Source organism: Winogradskyella schleiferi (assembly GCF_013394655.1).
GTDB lineage: Bacteria > Bacteroidota > Bacteroidia > Flavobacteriales > Flavobacteriaceae > Winogradskyella > Winogradskyella schleiferi.
Genome location: NZ_CP053351.1, coordinates 2,103,547 through 2,115,449, shown reverse-complemented (window position 1 = coordinate 2,115,449; position 11,903 = coordinate 2,103,547). Strand labels below are relative to the sequence as shown.

The 11,903-nt window shown below is 34.1% G+C and carries 13 protein-coding genes, 1 tRNA gene and 1 pseudogene; 5 read left to right on the top strand and 10 right to left on the bottom strand.

Going from position 1 to position 11,903, the window contains the following annotated elements; translation table 11 throughout:
• Positions 1 to 2: 2 nt before the first annotated feature.
• The 4 genes from HM990_RS09140 to HM990_RS09125 all read right to left on the bottom strand — a co-directional run bounded on the left by HM990_RS09140 (position 3) and on the right by HM990_RS09125 (position 2,639).
• On the bottom strand, positions 3 to 434 hold the full coding sequence (locus tag HM990_RS09140; protein ID WP_178988641.1) for a hypothetical protein: 432 nt from the start codon (positions 432 to 434) through the stop codon (positions 3 to 5).
• Positions 435 to 474: 40 nt separating this feature from the next.
• Positions 475 to 1,125 carry a hypothetical protein gene (locus HM990_RS09135; RefSeq protein ID WP_178988640.1) on the bottom strand — a complete coding sequence of 217 codons (651 nt, stop codon included), beginning with the start codon at positions 1,123 to 1,125 and terminating at the stop codon, positions 475 to 477.
• Positions 1,126 to 1,128: 3 nt separating this feature from the next.
• Entirely contained in the window at positions 1,129 to 2,511 is a 1,383-nt protein-coding gene (locus tag HM990_RS09130) for a tyrosine-type recombinase/integrase (protein ID WP_178988639.1), read from the bottom strand.
• A gap of 54 nt (positions 2,512 to 2,565) precedes the next feature.
• A tRNA-Met gene (locus tag HM990_RS09125) sits at positions 2,566 to 2,639 on the bottom strand.
• Positions 2,640 to 2,818: 179 nt separating this feature from the next.
• Between HM990_RS09125 and HM990_RS09120 the strand changes: the two genes are divergently transcribed.
• On the top strand, positions 2,819 to 3,211 hold the full coding sequence (locus HM990_RS09120) for an START-like domain-containing protein (RefSeq protein WP_178988638.1): 393 nt from the start codon (positions 2,819 to 2,821) through the stop codon (positions 3,209 to 3,211).
• Between the two features lie 67 nt (positions 3,212 to 3,278).
• Positions 3,279 to 4,130, top strand: a complete 852-nt coding sequence (locus HM990_RS09115; RefSeq protein ID WP_178988637.1) for an aminotransferase class IV — start codon at positions 3,279 to 3,281, stop codon at positions 4,128 to 4,130.
• Positions 4,131 to 4,134: 4 nt separating this feature from the next.
• Here the strand turns inward: HM990_RS09115 and HM990_RS09110 are convergent, their stop codons facing one another.
• The 5 genes from HM990_RS09110 to HM990_RS09090 form a co-directional block, all read right to left on the bottom strand.
• The gene (locus HM990_RS09110; protein ID WP_178988636.1) at positions 4,135 to 4,689 is read right to left on the bottom strand and encodes a YqgE/AlgH family protein; all 555 of its coding nucleotides are present in this window, start codon (positions 4,687 to 4,689) and stop codon (positions 4,135 to 4,137) included.
• A gap of 130 nt (positions 4,690 to 4,819) precedes the next feature.
• Complete coding sequence (locus HM990_RS09105; protein ID WP_178988635.1) at positions 4,820 to 5,092, bottom strand: HU family DNA-binding protein; 273 nt, start codon at positions 5,090 to 5,092, stop codon at positions 4,820 to 4,822.
• Between the two features lie 195 nt (positions 5,093 to 5,287).
• On the bottom strand, positions 5,288 to 6,247 hold the full coding sequence (gene fmt, locus HM990_RS09100) for a methionyl-tRNA formyltransferase (RefSeq protein ID WP_178988634.1): 960 nt from the start codon (positions 6,245 to 6,247) through the stop codon (positions 5,288 to 5,290).
• Positions 6,244 to 8,139: a RecQ family ATP-dependent DNA helicase gene (locus HM990_RS09095; protein ID WP_178988633.1), complete on the bottom strand. Its 1,896-nt coding sequence runs from the start codon at positions 8,137 to 8,139 to the stop codon at positions 6,244 to 6,246. Before HM990_RS09095 ends, fmt begins: the two co-directional genes overlap by 4 nt.
• Positions 8,139 to 8,681, bottom strand: a complete 543-nt coding sequence (locus HM990_RS09090) for an AAA family ATPase (RefSeq protein ID WP_178988632.1) — start codon at positions 8,679 to 8,681, stop codon at positions 8,139 to 8,141. The genes HM990_RS09095 and HM990_RS09090 overlap by 1 nt, the downstream gene beginning before the upstream one ends.
• Before the next feature lie 91 nt (positions 8,682 to 8,772).
• On the opposite strand from HM990_RS09090, the gene HM990_RS09085 reads away from it, so the two are divergent.
• The 3 genes from HM990_RS09085 (at position 8,773) to murA (ending at position 11,143) form a co-directional block, all read left to right on the top strand.
• A complete protein-coding gene (locus HM990_RS09085) occupies positions 8,773 to 9,066 on the top strand; it encodes a DUF493 family protein (RefSeq protein ID WP_178988631.1) in 294 nt (97 codons plus the stop codon).
• Between the two features lie 95 nt (positions 9,067 to 9,161).
• Positions 9,162 to 9,821, top strand: coding sequence for a DUF4290 domain-containing protein (locus HM990_RS09080; RefSeq protein ID WP_178988630.1), 660 nt, complete (start codon positions 9,162 to 9,164; stop codon positions 9,819 to 9,821).
• 5 nt (positions 9,822 to 9,826) lie between these two features.
• Positions 9,827 to 11,143, top strand: coding sequence for a UDP-N-acetylglucosamine 1-carboxyvinyltransferase (gene murA / locus HM990_RS09075; protein WP_178988629.1), 1,317 nt, complete (start codon positions 9,827 to 9,829; stop codon positions 11,141 to 11,143).
• 302 nt (positions 11,144 to 11,445) lie between these two features.
• On the opposite strand, the pseudogene HM990_RS09070 reads toward murA, so the two are convergent.
• Positions 11,446 to 11,754: pseudogene (locus HM990_RS09070) on the bottom strand (SnoaL-like domain-containing protein).
• Positions 11,755 to 11,903: the final 149 nt, after the last annotated feature.

Here is an 11,903-nt window from a genome sequence, read left to right as displayed (position 1 = left end):
GATTAAGTCTTCAAATAAACAACCACACCCTCAACCATATCATAGTAAGGATATTGTCCTAATGCATTAGGTGCCATATTCGTTACCAAATGATATCTACTGTTTAATTTTTCAAAAATCTTAGTTAGGTCACCTTTAGTAGCAGGTTTATTTTCATCTTTTGTTAAAAGGCTCTTAAGCCCGTCAGCCAAAAGGGCACCTGTGGCTGCATTACCCACTCCAGCTATGGACATTTGTGCTGGTTTAGTAGGTGGAACGTTTTCAGGAACTGTTAATTTATTGTTTTGATTGGTGGTTTCTATTTGAGACATAGTTTTTCTGGCATGATGGGCTTTAGATCTACACGTATTACTACAATATTTTTGTACACGACGTCTATTAGGTTCATATTCTTTTGAGCAATAGGCACAACTATAAAATCGAGATTCTTTCATTTAGCGTAAAATAAACGTTTGTATTACGCTAATTTAAGGATTATTTCGGTTTTTGCTTATTTATTTTTAATAAATCTAAACCGAAAATACTTTCTAGCAAGTAATTATCAATTTCATTATCGTTTGGTAAAATCCGTTTTTCTCTTCCTTTTTTAGGTTTTTCTGAAGATTGAGACTTTGGGATATTTATTTTTACCAGTTCTTCGGTTTTTAACGGTTTATACATTACGTTAGAAAAGCGTTGAAGTAGTTCTGTATGGTGTTGTTTTAAATTATCGTATTGCAATTGGAGGTAAGGTTGGATCTCTTCAAAATAATTACTAGCTTCGGTTTTAGCATTTAATCTAATATAATCAGAGGACTCTACCCAAGTTTCTAAATCTTCAATGTAAGATTCAAAATGATATTTAAAGGTCTCGATGTCATATTTAGCTTTAAATTCAATAAGTTTTAATGTATTCGATTTTAAGACTTTTTCTTTTTTTAGAAGTTCAATTTGTTCAATTTTATTTTCAAATAAATAGGGGTCTCCATTAATGTCAAGAAGTATTAAGGTATCTGTAAATTGTATTTTCTCAAGTATTTCAGCATGTTTTGTGTCAATATCGTTAAACACTTCTTGTGGAAAATAGCAAATGATCGGTCTCATAAGTTGAGTGCTCAGTTCCAGTATGTCATTGGTTCCACTCATATTTTATAATAAATCAGAATAATCTTCTGGTAATTTGGCATCTATGCCTCTTAGATACTTTTCTAACGCACTCATTGTAGTATGGCCAGTGATTTCCATAAGTTTACTTTTGGCAGCAAATGGTGAGGAGTCTTTTAGTAACGCATGGTACAATACGGATATGAATGTATGCCTAAAGCTGTAAAGTGTTTGATCTTTATCTAATTTAAAGTGTTCTTTAACAACAGTTTTGTAGCGTTTAGAAAAATAATTAGTCTTGTTGTTTTCACTAGTAGTCCATTCGCCTCCAATTTTAATTGGTGTAAACAAATAGAACTCAGGATCTAATTTAGTGAGATCGGGTAATTCATTAATTATTTTTTGAGGAATCAATTTTGTTTTCAAGGGACTGTTTTTTGCCTTAAATTGCAAGGTTTGATCTTCAATATTAATATCCTTTATTTGTAAACGGCATACTTCAACAGGTCTTAAAAAATTATAACTAATGAATTTTATATAAAGTAAAAGTAATGGATCTTCTTTCTTTAAGTATTCGAAAATCTTTTTATGTTCCGCTGAGGTATAAGATTTATTCCGTTTTGGTACACTACGTAATGGCTTTATTTTTTTAATAGGGTTGGATTGAATAATATCGTTGTTCTCTAACTCTTGACACAAACTACTTATATTAAGTCTGTAATTGTTTCTGGTGCGAGAACTCGTAGTTATTAATACAGAATTCAAAAAGTTCGATGCTACTTTTTTATCTAATTGGTTAATCGTCTTTACATTTGGGCAGTTTTTGTCTATCCATTTTAATAATGCCTTTGTGGTGTACTCATAGTCTTTTAGCGACCTGGCACCAATTTGATTCTCTTTTAACTTTAAGCTATAGCTAAAAGCTTCACTTAAAGACATGCCAACTTCTTCTGTAGATTCATTTTTCGATTTCGAGTTATCGGTGTTCGGTTTTATGTTCGGTTTTGTGTTCGCTTTAGGAATTATATTTTGATCCTTAATTTGAGCCTCATTATACGTTGTCGGTTTTTGACTCGGTTTTTTTGAAGGACCATTTAAAAATTTAGTTTTATAAATCTCTGTATTATCGCTGTAAGGGTTAAAACCTAATTGAAGTAATTTTAATAGTCTTCTGCGATAACGTGTTAATAGGGCTAAACGATCTTCCTTAGTTTTATATGTGTTCGCATTGCCATAGATGTTTTTTTGACGTTTAAGCCTATTTGTCTTTGGATCCCTATATGAAAAATAAACGTACCAACGCTTAGAAATATCACCATTTGCGGTGTAAATTTTTGGGGGTGAAAAATCTCTTTTGTGTGCCAAATCGTGTTCTGAATCGTGTTCCAAATCGTGTTCAAAGGTAAGAAATTCATTAATTGTAAGCATAAAAAAACGGTTTAGAGTGAACTAAACCGTTTATTTGTAACCAATTAAGATGTGTAGCGAGAACGAGAATTGAACTCGTGACCTCCGGGTTATGAATCCGACGCTCTAACCGACTGAGCTACCTCGCCATTTTTCAATTACATCGCTTTTTTGAGTTTCGAACCCTAAAACCTATACGTAATTGCGGCTGCAAATATAAAAACAAATTCTGCGATGACAAACAATAAAAACTAAAAAAAATAATTTTAAACTTAATGTTTAAAACTCAACTATAATTGTATATATTGAGCAAATAATTAATGTATTTATGGACGATAAAGAAAAATATGAAATGGAGTTTGTGATCCAAGCATCACCAGCACTAATATATACATACATATCTACGCCTTCAGGCTTATCAGAATGGTTTGCGGATAATGTTAACTCTCGTGGCGAACTATTCACTTTTATTTGGGATGGTTCAGAGGAGCAGGCCAAACTATTAAGCAAAAAGACTGGTGAACGTATTAAGTTCCGTTGGGTAAGCGATGATGAAGATGGCTCTGCCTATTATTTTGAAATTCGTATTCAAGTGGACGAAATCACAAAAGATGTGTCTTTGATGATTACGGATTTTGCAGAAGAAGATGAGATAGACGAAGGAAAAATGTTATGGACAAACCAAATAGGAAGTCTGAAACAAGTTTTAGGATCGCGATAGCCGCTAAATAATTAAACTAATATATCTTTGTCCCGATTTAATTTTTAAACTAAATCGGGATTTTTTTATGATCAATTATAACGGAACACTTCTTACTGAAACAGATTCAAAACTCTCCATTCAAAATAGAGGATACAAATATGGCGACGCTCTTTTCGAAACCTTAAAAGTCGTCAATGGAACTATCTTTTTTTGGGAAGATCATTATTTTAGGTTGATGTCTTCCATGCGCATTCTTAGAATGGATATTCCCATGAATTTTACTATGGAATTCTTAGAGTCCGAAATTTTAAAAACTCTAGACGCCAACAAATTATTACAAGCTTCTGCTCGAGTAAGACTGAATGTCGATAGAGGTGAAGGTGGCAAATACTTACCTTCAGACGATGCTAATGTGCAATTTAATATCAGTGTAGAACCGCACCTCAATCCCTTTTATACCATTGATACCAATGGGAAGTGCATTGTAGAATTGTATAAGGATTATTTAATGGCGCCTGGATTATTATCTGGTTTAAAGTCCAATAGTAAAAATATACAAGTCATTGGTAGTATCTATGCCATGGAAAATGATTTTGACAATTGTTTGGTTTTAAACACCAACAAAAGTGTCATCGAAGCCTTAAACGGAAATTTATTCTTGGTAAAAGGTGATACTATAAAGACACCGCCTTTAGAAGATGGATGTCTCAAAGGGGTGATGCGTAAGCAAATTCTAGAATTATTATCGAAAGACGTTAACATCACTATAGAAGAAGCCTCCATCAGTCCATTTGAACTTCAAAAAGCTGATGAGTTGTTTATTACCAATGTTATAAAAGGGATTGTTCCAATCACTAAGTATCGTAAAAAAGAATATGGAACTGATTTTGCTCAGAGTCTTGTTGACAAGTTAAATGCAAAATTGAGACTACTATAGACTATTAATTATAACTAGGATTCTCAGGAGCATTGGACCAAATACTATAATCGCCTCCAAGTTCTAACATTTTTTCGCGCCAAAAGGTAACACACGATTTAGAAATAATTTCTTTAGAATATATATTTTCTGAAACCAACCATGCATTAGATTTTAGTTCACTATCTAATTGCTGTTCGTCCCAACCGGAATAACCCAAAAAGAAACGAATATCTTCACTAGAAATTTTTTCTTCATTAATAAGATTAAGCACTACTGTAAAATCGCCTCCCCAAAATATACCATTGGAAATTTCTATGCTATTTGGAATCAATTCTGGAGATTTATGAATAAAATAAAGATTATCCTGTTCTACAGGACCACCATTATATACAGGAAACTCAGATTCTGTATCTTCAATAAGATCTTTAAGATTGTAATTTAAAGGCTTGTTTAAAATAAACCCAACCGAACCTAAATCGTTATGATCTGCTAAAAGAATCACGGCACGATTAAATGAAATATCACCGATAATGGATGGTTCAGCAATTAATAAATTGCCTTTTTCGGGCTTGTTCATTTTGGTTGTTAAGTTTAACGGTTGATTAAATCTATGTTTTTTTTGTTTAAAAAGCAACTAATTAGCTCAAAATTAGAGCAAAAAAAAACCTGCTCATGGAGCAGGTTCTGTATTTCAAACAAAAAATGTCTTAATTTACAGCACTACTTAAGTCAGAACCTGCCTTAAATTTTACTACATTTTTAGCTTTGATTTTTATAGTCTTTCCAGTTTGTGGGTTTCTTCCATCTCTTGCAGCTCTTCTAGAAACTGACCAAGAACCAAATCCTACTAAAGAAACTCTGTTTCCTTTTTGTAATGCCCCTTCGATGTCAACTAATAATGAGTCTAATGCTTTTTTAGCAGCTGCTTTTGTGATTCCAGCATTCTCTGCCATTCCGTTGATTAAATCTGTTTTGTTCATAAATGTTTATTTTAATTGTTAAAAATTGGTTCTAAAAAAGTAGTTCTTTAAAATCCGTACACAAAATTATTAGGAATATTAAGCTACACAAGTAATAGCAAGGGAAATACGGGATTTTGTTGATAACTTATAGCATTTGTTAATAAAGGCTATGTATTTTAACGGTTTTTTTACAAAACCAATGGTAATAAGGGTTTACAGCAGTTTTGCAGATTCCGAAAAATCGAAGCCGTTTAAAAGCGATTTTACATCCATTTTGCGTTTTCCAGGCAATTGAATTTCTTGGATATTTATATAACCGCCTTGACATGCGACTTTTAACTCATCTTTGCTAGTGATTAATTTTCCATTTTCATAATCATGGTCTTCTTTAATTTTTTCGACACCGTAAATTTTTACTGATACCTGCTTTTTTTCATTATTATCTAAATAGCACCAAGCCGTTGGAAACGGATTTAAGCCTCTAATTTTATTGTATATGGTATCTATAGGTTGCGACCAATCAATTTTACAGTTTTCACGATTGAGCTTGTAGGCTGTCTTTAAGTCGTCGTTTGGTGGCTGAATTGTAGTTGTTACAGAATCGTTTTCAATCTGTTTAACTGTTTTAATAACCAAATCGCTTCCTATAGCCATTAACTCATCATGCAATTCGCCAACGGTTGTAGAATTTCCTATATCAGTTTCTTGGTTTTGAATGATAGCTCCAGTATCAATTTTTTCATCTATAAAAAAGGTGGTCACGCCAGTTTTAGTTTCGCCATTGATAATTGCCCAATGGATTGGTGCAGCACCTCTATATTGTGGTAATAATGACGCATGAAGATTAAATGTGCCATATTCTGGCATTTGCCATACTACTTTTGGTAACATTCTAAACGCCACGATAATTTGTAAATTGGCATGTAATGCTTTTAGTTCTTCAATAAAAGATTCGGCTTTTAAGTTGGTTGGTTGCAGCACGTTCAAATTGTGTTCTAAAGCAAATTCTTTTACGGCTGAAGCTCTCAGTTTTTGCCCTCTTCCTGCTGGTCTGTCTGGTGCTGTGATGACGCCAACTACTTTATATTTATGGTCAATTAGTGCTTTTAATGTCGCAACCGCAAAATCTGGTGTACCCATAAAAACAATGCGCAAGTCACGTTTTTTCGTCATATTAAGGTGTAAGTATTAGCTGTGGTTAATTTAATTTTTTTTAGTTCTATTAATTCTGAAAGGCTTTTTAAAAGTAACTTCTCCGAACAATTAATCTTCGGTAATAGTTGTCGCGAAGATAACGGACCAGATTCTAAATATTTTATAATTTCATTTGAAATAGTTTTGGTTGAAGCCTTATTAATGTTTGAAGCTTGCGCTAAACAAACGGAACATCTACCACAGGTTTTGTTGGATTTTTCTCCAAAATAGTGCAGAAGTTGTTGGCTTCTGCAAACCGAATCATTTTGGATATACTGCAACACAGATTCAATTTGTTGATGTTTTAAAGTGTGCTGTTGTTCTATAGTTTTGGCGATGGGATTAATAGTAATATCATCTTCACGAGGTTTTAAAAAGGTGATTTCAGAATCGGTATTTGCCAATTGAAGACTGATCACTTCATCTTTTTCTAAACGTTGCAATTGCTCAATCACTTGTTTCTCTGAAAGATTGGCTTTTTTAATAATCAAACTAAGGTTTACTTTGGTTTCATAATCAAAAATGCCTCCATAAGTTCTAAGTAATATTTTTACTAAAATGTTCAGATCCAGATGTGTTTCTAAATACCGAAATAAAACCGCATTAGTCGTTACAAATTGAATCTTAGTCCTGAAATTAAAATGCTGTGTCAAAGTAATAATCGCATTTCGGTCTAACAATAATAAGGCATTGTAGGTTATGCTCGCACTTAATTTATAGTGAGTGCAGAAGGATTTAAAATCGAAATGATGCAAGGTGTTTTCGCCTTCTCCATAAGAAATTTGAAAATAATTGCTCAGCTTGTTATAAACTGTTTTCACAAAAGCTACAGAAGGCAAGGTGCTTAAAAATTGACCTCGCAGATGATCTTCGTCTATATGTTGTTTGAGAATTATCGCGTGAGCCAAGTTTCCATCACGACCAGCTCTTCCAGCTTCCTGATAATAACTTTCTAAACTTTCGGGTAAATTATAATGGATAACGGTTCTTACATTGGCTTTATCAATTCCCATCCCAAAGGCCGTGGTGGCCACTATAATCTCTATCTGTCCATTAGTCCACTGGTACAAACGTTCTTGCTTTTCTTTATTAGTAATACCACCATGATAGAACGTGGATGAAAAACCTTTGGCATTCAAAAAATTGTTAATCTCTGTCGTTGCCCTTCTGTTTCTAACATATATAATAGACGAACCGGAATGGGTTTTCAGCAGACGTTCGAGCTGAAATAATTTATCATCAGTATGAATAACATAGTATGCGATGTTTGGTCTAGCAAAAGAGGCTTTGAATATTTTAGGATTGATAAAATCAAGATTTTCAATGATATCATCAACGACATTATGTTTTGCCGTAGCTGTTAAGGCAATACAATTCACATGAGGATGCATCTGTCTTAAAACTGCAATGTTTTTATACGCAGGTCTAAAATCATTTCCCCATTGACTTATACAATGCGCTTCATCGACCGCAATTAAATTCACTTTCATTTGTTGAATCCGCTCTTGTACCAAATTTTGTTGCAAGCGTTCTGGCGAGAGGTATAGAAATTTATAGTTGCCGTAAATGCAATTGTCTAATTGTGTATCTAAGTCCTTGTAAGACATACCAGAAGTTAAGGCAATGGCTTTAATGCCTTTTTCTTTTAAAGTATTCACTTGGTCTTTCATCAAGGCAATCAATGGCGAAATGACAATACAAATCCCATCTTGTATTAACGCAGGAATCTGAAAACAAACCGATTTTCCACCTCCAGTTGGAAGCAGCGCAAAGGTATCCTCTTGGTTTAGAACCGCAGTGATAATCTTTTCTTGCAACGGTCTAAATGACGTGTGATGCCAATACCGTTCTAAAACTTCTATAGGATGCATTACTGCAAATTTAAGGACTCTAGAATAAAATCTGCCCTAATTTCTACACTACCGAAAGGAACATCAACTAAATTATAACCAAATCGCTTATAAGTGTTCAATAAATGCTGATGAATTTCAATAGCTTCTTCAAAATTTTCATAACGTTCACTATCACTTGTAAAAATGTCTTGCCAAGGTGCTAAAATGAAGATGTTATCATAGTTATGTGTGTTGCAGGCTTCAACAAAATGGTCTGGGTAGGTATCGCCAATATAATCCATATAGGCTAAAACATCGGGAATGCCTCGGTCTAAAAAAACAACCGATTCGGACTCCTGTTCAGCTGCTTTAAATTGTTGCGTTCTGCCATCCAACAGTTTTTCACTAAATAATAAAGGTTCGGTTAAAAAAAGTTGCTCAATGCCATCTTTTCTAGCTTGTAGTGTAATTTGCCGAGAGATTTCATCATAACAAATAAAACCACGTTTTTTCAACTCATTGATAATAGTGGTTTTTCCAGTACCTGGACCACCTGCGATGACGACTTTTTTTGAATTCAAATTGGGTTAATTTTTGATGTAAAATTCGTGATAAAAAATTAAACCAAAAAATGTGAAGTAAAATGTATCTTTATAGCTGAAAAAAAATACTATGGATAGTTCTAAAAAAACAGAAGAGTTTTACGAAAAACTAAAATCGCAATTATACGATACAGCTCTATGGCCTGCGGAATATTTATACAAATTCATTGTACTTTCCGAAGGTTCTGGCATCAAGGATATAGAAAATCTTTTTAATGACCTTGGCGCTGTAATTACCACAAACGAATCCAAAAATGGAAAATACACGAGTGTTTCCATAAACGTTAGGATGAAAAACCCTGAGGCCGTGATCGTTAAATATAAGGAGGTCGCTGAAAATGTTGAAGGGGTAATTTCTTTATAAATATCGGTTAAGCTTCATAATTTTTCGTATTTTGCAACAAAACCTAAAAAGACTACGGGTTTAACTATATACACTACACATTTTATTATAAAATTTTGATTGACAATTTAGAATACAACACAGAGCGCGAGCATTTAATTATACCAGAATATGGACGTCATTTGCAAAAAATGATTAATTATGCTAAGACTCGCGAAACGAAAGAAGAACGCAATAAAGTAGCCAAAGCTGTTATTTCAGTAATGGGAAATCTACAACCACATCTAAGGGATGTGCCAGATTTTCAGCACAAACTATGGGATCAATTGTTCATTATGTCGAATTTTGAAATCGATGTGGACGCACCTTATGGCGAACCGTCGAAAGAAGAAATACAGGCACGACCAGAACCTTTGAAATATCCTCAAAACCATCCTAAATACCGTTTTTATGGGAATAATATAAAGACCATGATTGATGTGGCCGTAAGTTGGGAAGATGGAGAATTAAAAGAAGCCTTGACTTATACCATAGCCAACCATATGAAAAAGTGTTTTCTTAATTGGAACAAGGATACGGTTGAAGATGATGTAATATACAATCATCTCTATGAGCTTTCTGATGGAAAAATAAATTTGAAGAATACCGACGAAGATCTTACGGATGCTACAAGTTTAATGCGAACGAAGTCTAAGTATGGTGGTAAAAGCAATTCCAACAAAAAGAGTAGCAACTCTAATAAGAAAAAATATTCCAATAACAGAAAACGTTACTAAAACGTATGAGTACATTTATTATTGAAGGTGGTCACCAACTCAAAGGGAAAATTCAACCACAAGGCGCAAAAAACGAAGCTTTACAAATTTTATGTGCCGTTCTCTTAACTGCTGAAGAAGTACAGATAGATAACATTCCAGATATTATTGATGTCAATAAGCTCATTGCTTTACTAAAAAAGCTCGGTGTTAAAATCAATAAATTAGGCAAAGGTTCTTACACCTTTAAAGCAGACGATCTCAATCTTGGTTATTTAGAATCTGCAGAATTTAAAGAAGATGGGAAAGGGCTTAGAGGTTCAATCATGATAGTTGGGCCGTTGTTGGCACGCTTCGGTAAAGGATACATTCCGAAACCAGGAGGCGATAAAATTGGTCGTCGCCGTTTAGACACACACTTTGAAGGTTTTATTAACCTTGGCGCTAAATTTCGTTATAACAGAGAAGAATTATTTTATGGCGTAGAAGCAAAAAAGCTAAAAGGAACTTACATGCTATTGGATGAAGCTTCTGTAACAGGAACTGCAAATATTGTTATGGCTGCTGTTTTAGCAGAAGGGAAAACGACTATCTATAATGCGGCTTGCGAACCTTATTTACAGCAATTGTGCAAAATGCTAAATCGCATGGGAGCAAAAATCTCTGGTGTTGGTTCCAATCTATTAACTATTGATGGTGTAGATTCGCTTGGAGGAACAAGTCACAGAATGCTTCCAGATATGATTGAAATTGGTAGCTGGATAGGCTTGGCTGCTATGACAAAAAGTGAATTGACTATTACTAATGTGAGTTGGGATGATTTAGGTCAGATACCAAACGTATTTAGAAAAATAGGAATTACGGTTGAGCGTCAAGGCGATGATATCCACATTCCTGCGCATACAGATGGTTATGAAGTGCAAAGCTTTATTGATGGTTCTATTTTAACCATTTCAGATGCACCTTGGCCAGGATTTACACCAGATTTATTGAGTATTATTCTTACGGTTTTAACCCAAGCAAGAGGAAGTGCGATTGTACATCAAAAAATGTTTGAAAGCCGTTTGTTCTTTGTTGATAAATTGATTGACATGGGAGCGAAGATTATTCTTTGTGACCCTCACAGGGCAACAGTTATTGGTCATGATTTTAAATCGACATTAAAAGCAACAACCATGACCTCTCCTGATATTAGAGCAGGTGTGTCATTGTTAATCGCTGCATTATCTGCAAAGGGCACATCAACTATTCATAATATTGAACAAATTGATAGAGGCTACGAAAATATAGCCGAACGTTTAAGGGCGATTGGCGCTAAGATTGAACGTGTGGAAGGGAATTAGGTTGAAGCACGAAGCATGAAGTTTGAAGCGTGACGTAAAAAGTGTAAAATAATTGATGAATAATAACAATTATTTTACACTTTTTTCAATTTATCCTGTCAAAGGAAATTAGCTTCATTTGCGAAACAATTTTGATTTTAAGTTCAAGTCGAGAACTGCGTACTGAATACTTACTACTTCATACTCCACACTTTTTACTTTTTTCTGAGACTGATACTGAGACTGAGACTGAAACTGAGACTGCTTACTGAAGACTGCCCACTGAGGACAAATTTACTCCACACTTTACTCTCATTTAAAAATTACTCCATGGTATATAAAAACTGTTCACTTGCAATTTTACCATCTTTAACTTCAAAAACGGCGAGTTCTTCCATCTGTTATCTTCCTCTGTCTTTAAAAGTCACATCAAAGTCCATTTTAGCTGTAAAATGATTGCCAGCCACGACAGGCTCGCTGATAGAGCTACTGTGAAATTCTGTAACATTATCTAACCAATCTTTACTTTTATTCCATACGTTTTGTTTTCCAGATGTAACTTCATCGCCAGGCATTCCCGGCATTTCTCTGCTAGTGACATTGTCCGCATAAAGCTCGTTGATGCATTCCATGTTTTTACCTTGTTCGCACATTTCTTTCCATTTCTTTGCAACATTCCAAGTGCTCATAATTGTTTTGATTTTAAATTAGTGCTTTAAAGTTAATGAAAAGTTGTTACGATTTTTTATAAATATTGGATAGGTTTACTATTGCAATAATT